The organism is Streptomyces sp. NPDC015346, assembly GCF_043078785.1.
Lineage (GTDB): Bacteria > Actinomycetota > Actinomycetes > Streptomycetales > Streptomycetaceae > Streptomyces.
This window is the reverse complement of sequence record NZ_JBIBTW010000005.1, coordinates 655,781-671,390: the sequence shown is the minus strand read 5'-3', so window position 1 is coordinate 671,390 and position 15,610 is coordinate 655,781. Positions and strand designations below refer to the sequence as shown.

At 72.4% G+C, this 15,610-nt stretch carries 15 protein-coding genes; 7 read left to right on the top strand and 8 right to left on the bottom strand.

Annotated features, from left to right (window positions below):
• Positions 1–20: 20 nt before the first annotated feature.
• Genes ACF06X_RS22035 through ACF06X_RS22025 form a run of 3 tightly spaced genes read right to left on the bottom strand, consistent with a single transcriptional unit; the run spans position 21 to position 3,043 of the window.
• Positions 21–1,154, bottom strand: a complete 1,134-nt coding sequence (locus tag ACF06X_RS22035; RefSeq protein ID WP_392288942.1) for an Mrp/NBP35 family ATP-binding protein — start codon at positions 1,152–1,154, stop codon at positions 21–23.
• Positions 1,155–1,197: 43 nt separating this feature from the next.
• Positions 1,198–1,782 carry a DUF1003 domain-containing protein gene (locus ACF06X_RS22030; protein ID WP_392288941.1) on the bottom strand — a complete coding sequence of 195 codons (585 nt, stop codon included), beginning with the start codon at positions 1,780–1,782 and terminating at the stop codon, positions 1,198–1,200.
• Positions 1,775–3,043 (bottom strand): magnesium transporter MgtE N-terminal domain-containing protein, encoded by a 1,269-nt coding sequence (locus tag ACF06X_RS22025; RefSeq protein WP_392288940.1) that lies wholly within the window; start codon positions 3,041–3,043, stop codon positions 1,775–1,777. The genes ACF06X_RS22030 and ACF06X_RS22025 overlap by 8 nt, the downstream gene beginning before the upstream one ends.
• A 207-nt stretch (positions 3,044–3,250) precedes the next feature.
• Between ACF06X_RS22025 and ACF06X_RS22020 the strand changes: the two genes are divergently transcribed.
• Positions 3,251–4,030 carry a hypothetical protein gene (locus ACF06X_RS22020; protein ID WP_392288939.1) on the top strand — a complete coding sequence of 260 codons (780 nt, stop codon included), beginning with the start codon at positions 3,251–3,253 and terminating at the stop codon, positions 4,028–4,030.
• Between the two features lie 32 nt (positions 4,031–4,062).
• Here the strand turns inward: ACF06X_RS22020 and ACF06X_RS22015 are convergent, their stop codons facing one another.
• Positions 4,063–4,572: a hypothetical protein gene (locus ACF06X_RS22015; RefSeq protein ID WP_392288938.1), complete on the bottom strand. Its 510-nt coding sequence runs from the start codon at positions 4,570–4,572 to the stop codon at positions 4,063–4,065.
• Positions 4,573–4,632: 60 nt separating this feature from the next.
• Positions 4,633–5,760 carry a magnesium and cobalt transport protein CorA gene (locus ACF06X_RS22010; protein WP_392288937.1) on the bottom strand — a complete coding sequence of 376 codons (1,128 nt, stop codon included), beginning with the start codon at positions 5,758–5,760 and terminating at the stop codon, positions 4,633–4,635.
• 423 nt (positions 5,761–6,183) lie between these two features.
• Here ACF06X_RS22010 and ACF06X_RS22005 point away from each other — a divergent pair, with 423 nt between their 5' ends.
• The 4 genes from ACF06X_RS22005 to ACF06X_RS21990 all read left to right on the top strand — a co-directional run bounded on the left by ACF06X_RS22005 (position 6,184) and on the right by ACF06X_RS21990 (position 9,767).
• Positions 6,184–6,768 carry a suppressor of fused domain protein gene (locus ACF06X_RS22005; RefSeq protein ID WP_392288936.1) on the top strand — a complete coding sequence of 195 codons (585 nt, stop codon included), beginning with the start codon at positions 6,184–6,186 and terminating at the stop codon, positions 6,766–6,768.
• 122 nt (positions 6,769–6,890) lie between these two features.
• Entirely contained in the window at positions 6,891–7,529 is a 639-nt protein-coding gene (locus ACF06X_RS22000) for a DUF6758 family protein (RefSeq protein ID WP_392288935.1), read from the top strand.
• Between the two features lie 134 nt (positions 7,530–7,663).
• Positions 7,664–8,530, top strand: coding sequence for a PHP domain-containing protein (locus ACF06X_RS21995; RefSeq protein WP_392288934.1), 867 nt, complete (start codon positions 7,664–7,666; stop codon positions 8,528–8,530).
• A 631-nt stretch (positions 8,531–9,161) separates the two neighbouring features.
• A complete protein-coding gene (locus ACF06X_RS21990) occupies positions 9,162–9,767 on the top strand; it encodes a MarC family protein (protein ID WP_392288933.1) in 606 nt (201 codons plus the stop codon).
• Positions 9,768–9,883: 116 nt separating this feature from the next.
• Here the strand turns inward: ACF06X_RS21990 and ACF06X_RS21985 are convergent, their stop codons facing one another.
• Complete coding sequence (locus tag ACF06X_RS21985) at positions 9,884–10,036, bottom strand: hypothetical protein (protein ID WP_158990168.1); 153 nt, start codon at positions 10,034–10,036, stop codon at positions 9,884–9,886.
• 174 nt (positions 10,037–10,210) lie between these two features.
• Between ACF06X_RS21985 and ACF06X_RS21980 the strand changes: the two genes are divergently transcribed.
• Positions 10,211–11,140: an NYN domain-containing protein gene (locus ACF06X_RS21980; protein WP_392288932.1), complete on the top strand. Its 930-nt coding sequence runs from the start codon at positions 10,211–10,213 to the stop codon at positions 11,138–11,140.
• 27 nt (positions 11,141–11,167) lie between these two features.
• Here ACF06X_RS21980 and ACF06X_RS21975 read toward each other — a convergent pair whose 3' ends face one another.
• Together ACF06X_RS21975 and ACF06X_RS21970 are read right to left on the bottom strand one after the other, a co-directional pair.
• On the bottom strand, positions 11,168–12,025 hold the full coding sequence (locus ACF06X_RS21975; RefSeq protein WP_392288931.1) for an alpha/beta fold hydrolase: 858 nt from the start codon (positions 12,023–12,025) through the stop codon (positions 11,168–11,170).
• Positions 12,026–12,119: 94 nt separating this feature from the next.
• On the bottom strand, positions 12,120–14,276 hold the full coding sequence (locus tag ACF06X_RS21970; protein WP_392288930.1) for a DEAD/DEAH box helicase: 2,157 nt from the start codon (positions 14,274–14,276) through the stop codon (positions 12,120–12,122).
• A 486-nt stretch (positions 14,277–14,762) separates the two neighbouring features.
• On the opposite strand from ACF06X_RS21970, the gene ACF06X_RS21965 reads away from it, so the two are divergent.
• Positions 14,763–15,497, top strand: coding sequence for a ferritin-like fold-containing protein (locus ACF06X_RS21965; RefSeq protein ID WP_392288929.1), 735 nt, complete (start codon positions 14,763–14,765; stop codon positions 15,495–15,497).
• The last annotated feature ends 113 nt before the right edge of the window (positions 15,498–15,610 follow it).

Sequence of the window (15,610 nt, the reverse complement as noted above, 5' to 3'; positions counted from 1 at the left end):
CGGCGCCCTTTCCGACGCTGTCAGAACTTGTTGCGCGGGGTGATGCCCAGACTCATGCCCGAGAGGCCCCTCGCGCGGCCGCCGAGCTTGCCCGCGATGGCGCGGAGGGCCGCGCCCGCCGGGGACTCGGGGTCGGTGAGGACGACCGGCCTGCCCTCGTCGCCGCCCTCCCGCAGCCGGACGTCGATCGGGATGGAGCCGAGGACCGGCACCGTCGCGCCCGTGGTCCTCGTCAGGCCGTCGGCGACCTTCTGGCCACCGCCCGAGCCGAAGACGTCGACCATCTCGTCGCAGTGCGGACACGGCAGGCCCGACATGTTCTCGACGACGCCGACGATCTTCTGGTGGGTCTGGACGGCGATCGAACCGGCCCGCTCGGCGACCTCGGCCGCCGCCTGCTGCGGGGTCGTGACGACGAGGATCTCCGCGTTCGGGACCAGCTGGGCCACCGAGATCGCGATGTCACCCGTGCCCGGGGGCAGGTCGAGCAGCAGGACGTCCAGGTCGCCCCAGTACACGTCCGCGAGGAACTGCTGGAGCGCGCGGTGCAGCATCGGGCCGCGCCAGACGACCGGGGCGTTGCCCGGGGTGAACATGCCGATGGAGATGACCTTCACGCCGTTCGCGGACGGCGGCATGATCATGTTCTCGACCTGGGTCGGACGGCCGTCCGCGCCCAGCATGCGCGGGACGCTGTGGCCGTAGATGTCGGCGTCGACGACACCGACCTTCAGGCCGTCCGCGGCCATCGCCGCGGCGAGGTTCACGGTCACCGAGGACTTGCCGACGCCGCCCTTGCCGGAGGCCACGGCGTACACGCGGGTCAGCGAGCCGGGCTTGGCGAAGGGCACCTCGCGCTCGGCCGTGGTGCCCCGCAGGGCGGCGGCCAGCTCCTTGCGCTGCTCGTCGCTCATCACGTCCAACGTGACGTCGACGCCCGTGACGCCCTCCACCCGGGAGACCGCGTCGGTGACGCGCTGGGTGATCGTCTCGCGCATCGGGCAGCCGGAGACGGTGAGATAGACCGTGACGGCGACTGCGCCGTCGGATCCGATCTCCACCGACTTGACCATGCCGAGCTCAGTGATGGGTTTGTTGATCTCGGGGTCGTTCACCGTCGCCAGTGCTTCACGCACCGCGTCTTCCGTAGCCATACCGACGATGGTACGGCTCGCACCACCGGCCTCGGAAAGCCCGTCAGCGGTCGGGTACGTCACTTCTGCGATCGTCACCGGCGGGGAATAGATCCGGGTGGCCCCGATGGGCCCGGTGGCCGTCGAGGCGCTCCTCCAGTTCCTTCGTCAGGTCCTCCAGCTCCGAGCGGATCCAGTCGCGCGTCGCCACCTCGCCGAGACCCATGCGCAGGGCCGCGATCTCCCGGGTCAGGTACTCGGTGTCGGCGATCGACCGCTCGTTCTGCTTCCGGTCCTGTTCGAGGTTGACGCGGTCCCGGTCGTCCTGCCGGTTCTGGGCGAGCAGGATCAGCGGGGCGGCGTACGAGGCCTGGAGCGACAGGGCCAGCGTCAGGAAGATGAACGGGTACTCGTCGAACCGCAGCGAGGGCGGCGAGAAGACGTTCCACAGGACCCAGACGACGACCGTCAGGGTCATCCAGACCAGGAAGCGCCCCGTCCCCAGGAACCGGGCGATCCGCTCCGACATCCGCCCGAAGGCCTCCGGGTCGTACTCCGGCAGCAGCCGGGCCCGGCGCTCGCGCGGCAGGTCGAGCCGGATCCGGGGCATGGACCGTTCCCGCTCCCGGTCCGGGGTGCGCTCAGCCATTCGCGGCCCTCTCCTCGTGGAACTCCGTCTCCCGCCAGTCCTCCGGCAGCAGGTGGTCAAGGACGTCGTCGACGGTGACCGCCCCGAGCAGCGAGCCGCTCTCGTCCACGACCGGCGCCGCGACCATGTTGTACGCGGCGAGATAGCTGGTCACGGCGGGCAGCGGGGTGTCCGGCGCGAGCGGCGGCAGATCGCTGTCCACCAACGAGCTGACCAGCGTGAACGGCGGATCCCGAAGCAGTCGCTGGAAGTGCACCATGCCCAGGTACTTGCCCGTCGGCGTCTCGTCCGGCGGCCGGCACACGTACACCTGCGCCGCGAGCGCGGGGGAGAGATCCTGCTGCCGTACGCGAGCCAGCGCGTCCGCGACCGTCGCGTCCGGCCGCAGCACGATCGGCTCGGTGGTCATCAGACCGCCCGCCGTCCGGTCCTCGTACGCCAGCAGCCGCCGCACGTCGGCGGCGTCGTCCGGGCGCATCAGCGTGAGCAGCCGCTCCTTGTCCTCCTCGGGCAGCTCGGAGAGGAGGTCGGCCGCGTCGTCGGGGTCCATGGCCTCCAGGACGTCCGCCGCGCGCTCCTCCTTCAGCTTGCCGAGGATCTCGATCTGGTCGTCGTCCGGGAGCTCCTCCAGGACGTCCGCGAGCCGGTCGTCGTCGAGGGCCGCGGCGACCTCGGCACGCCGCTTCGGGGAGAGGTGGTGCAGCACGTTGGCCAGGTCGGCGGGGCGCAGCCGCTCGAAGGTGGCGACCAGGTTCTCCGCCCCCTGCCCGTGCTCCTCCAGCGAGAAACCGGTCACGGCCGACCACTCGACGGTCAGCGTCTCGCCCTTGCGGCGCAGCGCCCCGCCCTTGCCGCGCCGTACGAAGACCTTGTCGATCTCCCACTCGCGGCGGGCCGGCAGCTGCCGGATGGCCACGTCGAGGACGGTGACCTCCTCGCCGCTCTCGACCAGGCGGACCCGCCGGTCGAGCAGCTCGCCCAGGACCAGCCGCTCGGTCGGGCGCTGCTCGAAGCGGCGCATGTTCACCACGCCCGTGGTGATGACCTGACCGGACTCGACACCGGTGATCCGCGTCATCGGGACGAAGACCCGGCGGCGGCTCAGCACCTCGACGACCATGCCGAGCAGCCGGGGCGGGCGGCGGCCGACCCGGAGCATGGCGACGAGGTCGCGGACGCGGCCGACCTGATCGCCGTTGGGGTCGAAGACGGGGACACCGGCGAGGTGGGAGACGAAGATCCGGGGGGCGCCTGCCGCCATGCCACGCGCCTCCTCGATGTCGCACGATTCGGGTCATTGCTTGAGGTATGCCTGATTCAGGCTAGCCCGTGCCCTTGCGCGGCGCCCCGGCGGAGCGCCCGTACGGCCGCCCGCCCGGGACGTCACGGCTGCCTGCGGGCGACGCTCCCGGCCCGGGTACGCTGCGCACTGCCGTCCCCCACCGACGACGTTCGAGAGGCAGCGCAGGTGACCGCACTTCCCACTGCATCGCGCATCCGCCGGGCTGTGCTGCCCGTGGCACTCTGCACCGGCCTCGCGGCGGCGCTCGGCGGCTGCGCCGCGGATCCGGACGAGGGGACGAACGGGGTCGGCAAGCTCGAAGCGACCGTGATCGAGCAGAAGGCGCAGTCCGCGGCGGACACGGCGAAGGCGGTCCGGCTCGCCGGGACACTGGTCAGCAAGGGCGGCACGTACAAGCTGAACATGCGGCTCAAGCAGGACGGCGCGAGCGGCTCGGTGACGACGAAGAACAGCACCTTCGAGCTGCTGCGCATCGGTGAGGCGCTCTACCTGAAGGCCGACGCGGGTTTCTGGGCCCCCGACGACAAGCCGTCGGGGTCCGAGGCCCCCGGCGCCGACGGCGACGGTGACGCCGACAGCGAGGCGGCCGACAAGCTCGACGACAAGTACGTCAAGGTGCCGCAGGACGACCCCTCGTACAAACAGCTGCGCGGCTTCACCGACATGGCCCTGCTCCTCGACGGGCTCATCGGACTGCACGGCGAGGTGGTCAAGGGGGACCGCGACAAGATCGGCGGCATCCGTACGGTGAAGGTCAAGGGCGGCGAGGACGGCGAGGGCGGCACGCTGGACGTCGCGCTCGAGGGGACGCCGTTCCCGCTCCGCTTCGCGCGGGCCGGGGGAGCGGGCGTGGTGGTCCTCTCCGAGTGGGACAAGGACTTCCCGCTGGAGGAGCCCTCCGCGGGCGAGACGCTGGACTACGGCAAGCAGCTCCCGCGCGCCTGAGCCACGCCCGCGCGCCGGGCGGCCGCCGTGGCTCAGCGCTTGCGGCGCTTGAAGAGCAGGCGGGGGAGGGCCGCCGGTACGGCGTGCCGGGTGGTCGCGTCCGAGGGCTGCGGGACCGCCGCGAGGGACCCGTCCGGCAGGTCCGTCGTGGAGCCCACCGGCTCGAGGCGCAGCACCCGGCACTCGCGCGCCCAGCGCTCCGGCATCGCCTCGCCGTCCGTCGCGTTCAGGCGCTTGCCCTTCAGCTCGGCGACCGCCGCGTCCCACTCCGGCGTACCGGGGGCCAGCTCGCTCACCGCGGCCGTCCAGGCGACGATCCGGCCGCCCTTGTCCTTGCTGCGGACCGTCACCTCGGCCGTGGAGCCGGCGGCGAGGCCGGGGAGGGGCTGTTCGCCGGGGCCGTCGCCGACGACGTGGGCGGCGCCGTCGTGCCAGACGTGCCACAGCGCCCGGGCGGCCGGGGCGTCGCCCCGGACCCAGATGAGGCCGGACTTCTTCGTGGCCTCCTCGACGAGCGCGGGGCCCAGCAGCGTTTCCGTCATGCCCCGCAGCCTATCCGCCGCCCTCCGTGAGCCGGCCCGGCCCGGCCCGTCCCGCCCCGGCTACAGCCAGCCGTTGCGCTTCAGGGTGCGGTGGATGGTGAAACAGATCGCCGTGATGCCGAGCAGCACCATCGGATAGCCGTACTTCCACTGCAGCTCCGGCATGTGGTCGAAGTTCATGCCGTACACGCCGCAGACCGCCGTCGGGACGGCGATGATCGCCGCCCACGAGGTGATCTTGCGCATGTCCTCGTTCTGCGCGACGGTCGCCTGCGCCAGATTGGCCTGGAGGATCGAGTTGAGCAGCTCGTCGAAGCCGACGACCTGCTCCTGCACGCGCGCGAGGTGGTCGGCGACGTCACGGAAGTACTTCTGGATGTCCGGGTCGACCAGCCGCATCGGACGCTCGCTCAGCAGCTGCATGGGCCGCAGCAGCGGGCTGACCGCCCGCTTGAACTCCAGTACCTCGCGCTTGAGCTGATAGATCCGGCCGGTGTCGGCCCCGCGCGTGGAGCCTTTGGCGGGCGGCGAGAAGACGTCGATCTCGATCTGGTCGATGTCGAGTTCGACGGCGTCGGCGACCGCGATGTAACCGTCGACGACATGGTCGGCGATGGCGTGCAGGACCGCGGAGGGGCCCTTGCTCAGCAGCTCGGGCTCGCCCTGGAGGCGGTGGCGGAGGTTGCGGAGCGAGCCCTGCCCGCCGTGCCGGACGGTGATGACGAAGTCGGGGCCGGTGAAGCACATGACCTCGCCGGTCTCGACGACCTCGCTGGTGGCGGTGAGCGCGGCGTGCTCGACGTAGTGGATCGTCTTGAAGACGGTGAAGAGGGTGTCGTCGTACCGCTCCAGCTTGGGGCGCTGGTGGGCGTGGACGGCGTCCTCGACGGCGAGCGGGTGGAGCCCGAACTCGGCGGCGATACCGGCGAATTCGGCCTCGGTCGGCTCGTGCAGACCGATCCAGGCGAAGCCGCCGTTCTCCCGCACCCGCTGCATCGCGCCGCGGGGCGTGAGGCACTCGCGGTCGTCCACGCGGCGGCCGTCGCGGTAGACGGCGCAGTCGACGACGGCGCTGGAGGCGGAGGGGTCGCGGGTCGGGTCGTACGCGGTGTAGAGGGTGGGGGTCTTGCGCAGGGAGGGCCGCAGGGAGGGGCGGACCGCGGCGCGCAGGTCACGGATCATCGACATTGGCATGCTCCTTCACGGAGAAGCCGTCGGCGATGCGTGGCACAGCCCGGAATGGGGGCGTGGACCGGGCGTCCTGATTGGTCCTACGTCCGCAAAGCGGGCGGCACCGCGAGATCGCGGTGACGGCGTTCGCTACAGACAGGCAAAGACGAAGTGCTCTTCCGTCGAGCGAGATGCCGGATGACGGGGACCGGGTGGGGAAGGTCTCAGATCACCGGGAGGAACGCACCGGGCTCGGGTGCGGGGGCGGAAGAGCGGTTGGTACTGCCCGACCGACTTCGATCCACGCAGCCCCACCTCCTCCTGCCGGTCCCCCTTGGGGGATGACGAGTAGTCGGGAGTCCCGACCAGCGGCCAAGACTATCAGCCGACTGAGGTCAATCCCCTCCTTTGCCCGTTACCCACGCGCTTTATGCTCACCGCATGGGAGAAGTTCTTGCTCTGGTCGAGGCCCGGTTGCGTACCGCGCTCGGTGAACCGGACGCGCGGGCCGCGGTGACGTTCCTCGGCACGGACCGGATCGAGGTACTCCGCTTCGTCGACGGCGACCTGGTCCGGTACGTGACGCTCGGCATGTCCGCCCACCCGATGACCGACCCGACGGCGGCCCTCGCCGACCCGGTGAAGGGCCCGCGCGCGGAACTGATGCTCTCGGTACGGGCGGGGCTCGCCGACACCGACAAGGTGCTGCGCCCGCTCGCCGTGCTCGCCTCGACACCGCAGGTCGAGGGCGTGGTGGTGGCCGCCGGCGCCTCGCTCGACGTCGGCGAACCCCTCTGGCCCGGGGCCCCGTTCACCTCGGTGCTCGTCGCCGAGCCGGGCGGTCTCGTGGAGGACGTGGAGCTCGACGAGCCGCTGGATCCGGTGCGCTTCCTGCCGCTGCTGCCGATGACCTCGAACGAGGCCGCCTGGAAGCGGGTCCACGGGGCGCAGGCCCTTGAGGAGCGCTGGCTGACGAGCGGCACCGACCTGCGTGATCCGCTGCGCGGGTCCGTACGGCTGGACTGACGCCGGCCCGGTCGAGGAGCATCGTTTAATGCACGCTGCATCTACTGCGCAGGGTGAACTGGTCGGTCCGGACGGGTGATCGTCCTTGACGCGGGGCCGGTGGGGTAGGACCGTTGGGGTCTATGAGGGGCGAACCCAGTTGCCCGAAGTGCGGTGGCCGGGTCAGGGCGCCCGGTCTTTTTGCCGACTCCTGGCAGTGCGACGTGCATGGCTCGGTGCACCCGCTGCAACCCGTGATCCCGCCCAGCGTCGAGGCCCTCGGTGTCGTGGTGCACCGGGCCGAAGTACCGGTGTGGATGCCGTGGCCCCTGCCCGTCGGATGGCTCTTCACCGGAGTCGCGTACGCCGGTGACGACCGCAGCGGCGGACGCGCGACGGCCGTCGCCTGCTCCGGCCCCGGGCCGCTCGGCGGCATCGGGGAGCTGCTGCTCGTCGCCGAGGAGCTCGGCGTCGGGCTCGGCGCCCGGTACGCCGGTATCGACGGCCCCGACCCCGGCCCCCGCATGTCCATCGACAAGCCCGCCCAGACCAAGGTGCTCGCCGCCGGCCGCCCGACCCCGCTGTGGCACGTCAACGGCTCCCCGCACGACCGCGCCGTCTTCGCCGGCGAGGCGCGCGGCCTGTGGCTGTGGGCGATCGTGTGGCCGGAGCAGTCCGGGCTGCTGATGTACGACGAGCTGGTCCTCACCGACCTGCGGGAGGCGGGCGCGGAGGTCGAGCTCCTGCCCTGCGGGGCGCTGACGCCGCGTCTGCTGAGCTAGCGGTGAGCTAACGGGGCCGAGGGCGGGGCGTGTGGGGCTGGGCCCGGGGGCGCGGCCCTGGGCCCAGTGTGTTCGATTCGCCCGTTATGCTGGAGCGTCCCCTTCGTCCGCCCCGAGCCCTGGAGTACCGCGTCGTGCGCATCGACCTGCACACCCACTCCACCGCCTCGGACGGTACGGACACCCCCGCCGAGCTGGTCCGCAACGCCGCCGCGGCCGGCCTGGACGTCGTCGCCCTCACCGACCACGACACCACGCGCGGGTACGCCCAGGCGATCGCGGCGCTCCCCGAGGGGCTGACCCTGGTCACCGGAGCCGAGCTCTCGTGCCGGATCGACGGCGTCGGTCTGCACATGCTCGCCTACCTCTTCGACCCGGACGAGCCCGACCTCTCCGCCGAGCGCGAGCTGGTCAGGGACGACCGCGTGCCGCGCGCCCAGGCGATGGTGGGCAAGCTGCAGGAGCTCGGTGTGCCGGTGACCTGGGAGCAGGTCGCCCGGATCGCCGGGGACGGATCGGTCGGACGCCCGCACGTCGCGGAGGCGCTGGTCGAGCTCGGAGTCGTACCGGACGTGTCCGGAGCCTTCACGCCGCAGTGGCTCGCCGACGGCGGCCGGGCCTACGTGCCCAAGCACGAACTGGACCCCTTCGACGCGATCCGCCTGGTCAAGGCGGCCGGCGGCGTCACCGTCTTCGCGCACCCGCTCGCCGTCAAGCGCGGCGAGGTCGTGCCGGAGGCCGCGATAGCCCGGCTCGCCGCGGCCGGCCTCGACGGCATCGAGGTCGACCACATGGACCACGACGAGGCGACCAGGGCGCGGTTGCGGGGGCTGGCGAAGGAGCTGGGGCTGCTGCCCACGGGCTCCAGCGACTACCACGGCAGCCGCAAGACGTGCGGCCTCGGCGACTTCACCACCGACCCCGAGATCTACGGCGAGATCACCCGCCGTGCCACGGGCGCCTTCCCGGTGCCCGGCACGGGTGGACCGCTCGCCCTCTGACGGGCCGGCCCACGGGCCCCTGCGCGCCGACCTCGCCGGAGCGGCAGGCCGCCGACCGGGACGCCCTGCTCGGGCACCCCGCGCCGCCTGCACGGTCACGGCCCCGCCCTGACGGACGGGCCGCCCGGGCGGTCACGGCCCTGGCCGCCGGCCGGGATGCCCACACGGTCACGCCTCGCACTGACGGGGGCGTCCGCTGCGGTCAGGACCCGGCTGCCGGGGGCGCCTGTGTGGTCACGGCCCGCCGTGACGGACGGGATGCCCGCGCGGTCAGGACCCGGCTGCCGGCCGGGATGCCCACACGGTCACGCCCCGCACTGACGGGGGGCGTCCGCGTGGTCTGTCCCGGCTGCCGGGGGCGCCTGTGCGGTCACGGCCCGCCGTGACGGACGGGATGCCCGCGCGGTCAGGACCCGGCCGCGGCCGGGACGTCCGCGTGGTCGCCCCGGCCGCCGGGACGCCCCGCGCGGGCGCCCTGCCCGGCCGCGCGGGGCGCGCCCGTCCGTGAACGGCCGTCACCGATCCGCTGGCCCGTCCCCCCCACCCCTCCCGCTTCTTCCGTTCCACCGGGGGCCCACAAGGCCCCGCAGTCCTCCGTTCGACCGACCCTCTCCCGCAAGCAAGGCTCACCGTGTTCGACGTCGCCGTCTTCGGCTCGCTCTTTCTGACCCTCTTTGTGATCATGGATCCCCCCGGGATCACCCCGATCTTCCTCGCCCTCACCTCCGGCCGGCCCGCCAAGGTCCAGCGGCGGATGGCCTGGCAGGCCGTCGCCGTGGCCTTCGGTGTCATCACCGTCTTCGGCATCCTCGGGCAGCAGATCCTCGCCTACCTCCACGTCTCCGTCCCCGCGCTGATGATCGCCGGCGGCCTGCTCCTGCTGCTCATCGCGCTCGACCTGCTCACCGGCAAGACCGACGAGCCGAAGCAGACCAAGGACGTCAACGTCGCCCTCGTCCCCCTCGGCATGCCGCTGCTCGCCGGGCCGGGTGCGATCGTGTCCGTGATCCTGGCCGTCCAGCACGCCGACGGCGCCGGAGCCCAGATCTCCGTCTGGGCCGCGATCGTCGCCATGCACATCGTGCTCTGGCTGACCATGCGGAACTCGCTGCTGATCATCCGCGTGATCAAGGACGGCGGGGTCGTGCTCGTGACCCGGCTCGCCGGCATGATGCTGTCGGCCATCGCCGTGCAGCAGATCATCAACGGCGTGACCCAGGTCATCCAGGGCGCCTGAGCCCCCGCCGTACGTACCGCCGTGTGCGATACGTACGCACTGCGCCCCCGTACGGATTCCGGTTCACGGAGTCCATGCGGGGGCGCGGTGTCTGTCTGCGTCGGTGCCCTGAGGCGTTATGAGGCCGAGGTCTCGGCCGGGCGGATCCAGATGCGCTGGCCGATCGAAGCGGCCTGCTGCACGATCCGGTTGACGGAGGAGGCGTCCACGACGGTTCGGTCGACGGGGGTGCCGTCGATGTCGTCGAGTCGCAGGATTTCGAAGCGCATGGGCTTCTCCCTTCGTCTGAGTTGATCCTCCTGGTGGAGAACTGAGTTACGTAGTGGTTCAACGGCATGCATCCTGCAAACATTCCCTACGCTAAGGAAAATTTTTGGATGCCTAACTACTATCGGGTACGGGCATTGGCCAGGGGGCCCGGCCCGGCGGAGAATGAGCCCCGTATGAACGACGCAGAGATCCCTCAGACGCCGTCCGGGCGCGACCCGGTCCACGAGCTCGGCTCCCGCCTGGAGCGCACCAATGAGCTCCTCCAGCGGATGCTGGCCGAAGTGGCCAAGACCCCTTCTACCCACGCCATCTTCGTCGACGCGGGTTACGTCTATGCTGCGGCCGGGTTGCTGGTGGCGGGCACCGAGGACCGGCGCTCCTTCGACCTCGACGCCGAGGGGATCATCGAGGCCTTCATCGACACGGCCCGCACGATCTTCGCGGACAGCCGGCTGCTGCGCGTGTACTGGTACGACGGCGCACGACGCCGGATCCACACGCCGGAACAGCAGTCGATCGCCGAGCTGCCCGACGTCAAGGTGCGCCTCGGCAACCTGAACTCCAACAACCAGCAGAAGGGCGTCGACTCCCTCATCCGCACGGATCTGGAGTCCCTCGCCCGGCACCGCGCCATCAGCGACGCCGCCCTGGTCGGCGGCGACGAGGACCTCGTCTCGGCCGTCGAGGCGGCGCAGGGTTACGGCGCCCGCGTCCACCTGTGGGGCATCGAGGCCGCCGAGGGCCGCAACCAGGCCGAGCCGCTGCTCTGGGAGGTCGACAGCTCCCGCACCTTCGACCTCGACTTCTGCCGTCCGTACGTGACCCGGCGGCCCGTGACGACGTACGAGAACGAGGGCGAGCCGCCGCCCTCGCGCGAAGAGGTCCGCTTCGTCGGCGCGCAGATCGCCGCGGCCTGGCTGGGCGAGCGCGGTCGCGCCGCGATGGCCGAGCTGCTGCCCGGGCAGCCGTACCTGCCGGGGCCGGTCGACCAGGATCTGCTCATCGAGGCGGAGAAGCTCCTCAGCCGCTCCCTGCGCGGACATGCCACGCTCCGCAGGTCGCTGCGCGACGGGTTCTGGCAGCACCTCCAGGCCCAGTTCTGAGGGCCATCGCCTCCTGGGGAATGTCCCCTAGCAGCGCTCCCAGAACGAGGTCAGCCGGTCGGCCAGCTCCTGGGGGTGCGACACGTTGGGGGAGTGGCCGGCGCCCACGACCACGGTGTGGTGCGCGCCGGTTCGAAGGGCCACGGCGGCGAGGCCCGACACGGGCCAGACCATCTCTCCGTCGCCGTACGCGATGTGCAGCGGCACGGTCAGCTGGGCGAGCTGGGCCATGCCGTCCTGGTCGCGCCGCAACAGCCGCCCCGCCGCCGAGAGTTGGACGATCCGGGTGAGCATCCAGCGGCGTCGCAGGAAGGACACGATCTCCGGCGGGTCGGTCACGCCCGGCTCCTCGCCGCGGCTGTCCAGCCAGCGCGTGGCGTGCCACACCCGTTCCTTGGGCAGCAGCGCGAGCGCGCCCCGCAGCATCCGGACCCGGATGCGCTGCGGCCGGGCCACGCGGCCGGGGCCGGACGAGAGCAGCGTCAGCGAGCGGAACGCGTCGGGCGCCATCCAGGCCGCCGAGCGCGCCACGAGACCGCCGAAGGAATGCCCGAGCAGATGCACCGGGCCGTCGCCGAGCGCGGCCGCCTGGGCGACCGCGTCGAGCGCCAGGGCGCGCCGGCTGTACGCGGTCCGGTGCCGCGGCCCGAAGGTCTCGTGCTGGCCCCGGCCGTCGACCGCGACCGCGCGGTATCCGGCGTCGCTCAGCGGTCCCAGGAGCGCGAGGAAGTCCTCCTTGCTGCCGGTGTAGCCGGGCAGCAGCAGCACCGTGCCGCGGCGCTCGGCCACGGGTGCGGTGTCCAGTACGGCGAAGCCGCCGCGCGCGGTCACCAGCCGGTAGGCACGGGTGCGGGGCGGCAGCGCCAGGGACCGGGGCTTGCTCATAGAAGGGACTGTAACCGCTGTTCAGAGGCGGTCGAACGGACAGCGGCCCGGCCCCTGGGGAGGGACCGGGCCGCTGTGGCGGTGCGGTGACGCGTCAGCTCTCCGGCTGGGCGGCCGTGGCCTTCTTCGTCGTGCGGCGGCGGGGGGCCGCCTTCGGCTCTGCGGCCTCGGTCGCCTCGACGGCCTCCGCCGGAGCGGCGGCCGCCTTCTTCGTCGTACGGCGGCGGGGGGCCGCCTCCGGCTCCGAGGCGTCGGGGGCCTCGGCGGCGACGGCCTTCTTGGCCGTACGACGGCGGGGAGCCTTGGGGGCCTCCTCGGTCGCCTCGGCCGACTGGGCCGCTTCGGTCGCCTCGACGGCCGGGGCCTCGGCGGCGACGGCCTTCTTGGCCGCGCGACGGCGGGGGACCTTCGGTGCGGCCTCGACGGCTTCGGCGGCCGGCGCCTCGGCGGTCACGGCGGCCGTCTCGACGACCTCCACGGCCTCGGCGACGGCCTTCTTCGCCGTACGGCGGCGGGGGGCCTTCTTGGGCTCCTCGACCGGCGTCTCCACCGTCTCGACGGGGGCGACCGTCACGGCGGCGGCAGCGGCAGCGGCGGCGGCCGCCGTCTCCACCGTCTGGAAGGTCAGGGTGTCGGCCTCGGGCCTGGCCACCCGGGCACGGCGGCGGCGCGGCTTGGGCGCCTCCTCGACCACGGGAGCCACCGCGGCCCGAGCCGGGGCGGCGGCCACGCGCGGGGCCGGAGCCTGCGCCACGACATGAGCGGGAGCCGCGACCGGGGCCGGGGCGGGGGTCTCCACGGCGGGGGCGACGGACGCCTCGACGGCCGGGGCACCCGACGCGCCTCCGCCCGTACGGGTACGGCGACGGCGACGCGGCGTGCGCGGCTCGGCGGGGGCGTCCTGCGACGCCGGTGCGTCCGCGACCGGAGCCGCGGCGGGGGCGGCGACGCCCTCCTCCAGCGTGCTCCCGCCACGCGTACGGCGACGCTGGCGCGGCGTACGGGTACGCTCCGGGCGCTCCTCGACCACTGGGGCGGCCTTCTTGCGGCCACGGCCGCCCGGCTCGCCCAGGTCCTCCAGCTCCTCGGCGCCCAGACCCGCACGGGTCCGCTCGCCGCGGGGCAGGATCCCCTTGGTGCCCGCGGGGATGTCCAGCTCCTCGAAGAGGTGCGGGGACGTGGAGTAGGTCTCGACCGGGTCGTGGAAGTCCAGGCCCAGCGCCTTGTTGATCAGCTGCCAGCGCGGGATGTCGTCCCAGTCGACCAGCGTGACCGCCGTACCCTTCGCCCCGGCGCGGCCGGTGCGGCCCACGCGGTGGAGGAAGGTCTTCTCGTCCTCCGGCGTCTGGTAGTTGATGACGTGCGTGACGCCCTCGACGTCGATACCGCGGGCGGCGACGTCGGTGCACACGAGCACGTCCACCTTGCCGTTGCGGAACGCGCGCAGCGCCTGCTCACGGGCGCCCTGGCCGAGGTCGCCGTGGACCGCGCCGGACGCGAAGCCGCGCCGCTCCAGCTGCTCGGCGATGTCGGCCGCCGTGCGCTTCGTACGGCAGAAGATCATCGCGAGCCCGCGGCCGTTGGCCTGGAGGATGCGCGAGACCAGCTCGGGCTTGTCCATGGAGTGCGCGCGGTAGACGCGCTGCGTGGTGTTCGCGACCGTCGCGCCGGCGTCGTCCGGGGAGGTGGCGCTGATGTGCGTCGGCTGCGACATGTAGCGGCGGGCCAGGCCGATGACCGCGCCCGGCATGGTCGCCGAGAACAGCATGGTCTGACGCTTCGCCGGAAGCATGTTGATGATCTTCTCGACGTCGGGCAGGAAGCCCAGGTCGAGCATCTCGTCCGCCTCGTCGAGGACCAGGGACCTGACGTGCGACAGGTCCAGCTTGCGCTGGCCGGCCAGGTCGAGCAGGCGGCCCGGGGTGCCGACGATCACGTCGACGCCCTTCTTGAGCGCCTCGACCTGGGGCTCGTACGCGCGGCCGCCGTAGATGGCGAGCACGCGGACGTTGCGGACCTTGCCGGCGGTGAGGAGGTCGTTGGTGACCTGCGTGCAGAGCTCGCGGGTCGGGACCACCACGAGCGCCTGCGGGGCGTCGGTCAGCTGCTCGGGCTTGGCCCGGCCGGCCTCGACGTCCGCGGGGACGGTGACGCGCTCCAGGAGCGGCAGGCCGAAGCCGAGCGTCTTGCCGGTGCCGGTCTTGGCCTGGCCGATGACGTCGGAGCCGGAGAGCGCGACCGGAAGGGTCATCTCCTGGATGGGAAAGGGGGTGATGATGCCGACGGCTTCGAGCGCCTCGGCCGTCTCGGGAAGGATCCCGAGCTCTCGGAAAGTCGTAGTCAGGGTGCTGCCTCTTCTGTGAGACGCGGCCTGAGGCGAACGAAGGGGGTCGTACCGTGCCGGATCACTTCCGGCCGGATCTTGGAGATCTCCACCGGGGTGGCACGGGACCACTGCCGTCGCTCGAGCGTCATACCGCTTGAGGGACCCTCCTGCGGGTACGCGGGGAGGGCTGTCGGGTCGGAGCCAGTCGGGCCACCGACCGGGCATCCTCATTCATGAGATGGCCCACCGAGTACGTCCGAACGTGCGAAAGCATGTCCGCATACTCAGCAGGCGCTTTACCACTGTACCCCGGATTCGCGCATGTGTGTTGGGAGAATTCGTGATGAGGGCGCCGTCACAGTGACTGACCAGGGCCTTCGGGCGGCCGGGGAGCGGGCTATTGTGCGCTTCATGGAGACGCCTGACAACGCCACAGCAGCCGAAGAGCCCACCGGGATCGCCGCCCAGGACTGGGCCACGGCATCCGCCGAGCCGCAGTACCGCGCCGCGGTCGTCGACCTGCTCGGCGCGCTGGCCTACGGCGAGCTGGCGGCCTTCGAGCGGCTCGCCGAGGACGCCAAGCTCGCCCCGACCCTCGCGGACAAGGCGGAGCTGGCGAAGATGGCCACCGCCGAGTTCCACCACTTCGAGCAGCTGCGCGACCGGCTGACCGCCGTGGACGCCGAGCCGACGGCCGCGATGGAGCCGTTCGCCAAGGCGCTGGACGACTTCCACCGCCAGACGGCGCCCTCGGACTGGCTGGAGGGCCTGGTCAAGGCCTACGTCGGCGACTCGATCGCCAGCGACTTCTACCGCGAGGTCGCGGCCCGCCTCGACTCCGACACCCGTGCGCTGGTCCTCTCGGTGCTCGACGACACGGGTCACGGCAACTTCGCCGTGGAGAAGGTCCGCGCCGCGATCGACGCCGACCCGCGCGTCGGCGGGCGGCTCGCGCTGTGGGCGCGCCGGCTGATGGGCGAGGCGCTCTCCCAGGCCCAGCGCGTGGTCGCCGAGCGCGACGCCCTGTCGACCATGCTGGTCGGCGGCGTGGCGGACGGCTTCGACCTCGCGGAGGTCGGCCGCATGTTCTCCCGCATCACCGAGGCCCACACCAAGCGCATGGCAGCCCTCGGCCTGGCGGCGTAAGCGGCAGAGCCCGCGGCACCACGCCTCGCGCGCCGGGCTTACGCCTCACGCCGTGTACGCGGGCTTCACGCCCCCGGGCGGGCGGGTTCAGCTGTTCTGGCGGGTTCGGCGGC

Coding starts and splice junctions, on each gene's coding strand:
- ACF06X_RS22015 (WP_392288938.1), bottom strand. CDS start 4,572: ATGACGGAAACGCTGCTGGGCCCCGCGCTCGTCGAGGAGGCCACGAAG.
- ACF06X_RS22005 (WP_392288936.1), top strand. CDS start 6,184: ATGGGAGAAGTTCTTGCTCTGGTCGAGGCCCGGTTGCGTACCGCGCTC.
- ACF06X_RS21975 (WP_392288931.1), bottom strand. CDS start 12,025: ATGAGCAAGCCCCGGTCCCTGGCGCTGCCGCCCCGCACCCGTGCCTAC.
- ACF06X_RS21965 (WP_392288929.1), top strand. CDS start 14,763: ATGGAGACGCCTGACAACGCCACAGCAGCCGAAGAGCCCACCGGGATC.
- ACF06X_RS22035 (WP_392288942.1), bottom strand. CDS start 1,154: ATGGCTACGGAAGACGCGGTGCGTGAAGCACTGGCGACGGTGAACGAC.
- ACF06X_RS22000 (WP_392288935.1), top strand. CDS start 6,891: ATGAGGGGCGAACCCAGTTGCCCGAAGTGCGGTGGCCGGGTCAGGGCG.
- ACF06X_RS21985 (WP_158990168.1), bottom strand. CDS start 10,036: ATGCGCTTCGAAATCCTGCGACTCGACGACATCGACGGCACCCCCGTC.
- ACF06X_RS21980 (WP_392288932.1), top strand. CDS start 10,211: ATGAACGACGCAGAGATCCCTCAGACGCCGTCCGGGCGCGACCCGGTC.
- ACF06X_RS22010 (WP_392288937.1), bottom strand. CDS start 5,760: ATGTCGATGATCCGTGACCTGCGCGCCGCGGTCCGCCCCTCCCTGCGG.
- ACF06X_RS22030 (WP_392288941.1), bottom strand. CDS start 1,782: ATGGCTGAGCGCACCCCGGACCGGGAGCGGGAACGGTCCATGCCCCGG.
- ACF06X_RS21970 (WP_392288930.1), bottom strand. CDS start 14,276: ATGACCCTTCCGGTCGCGCTCTCCGGCTCCGACGTCATCGGCCAGGCC.
- ACF06X_RS22025 (WP_392288940.1), bottom strand. CDS start 3,043: ATGGCGGCAGGCGCCCCCCGGATCTTCGTCTCCCACCTCGCCGGTGTC.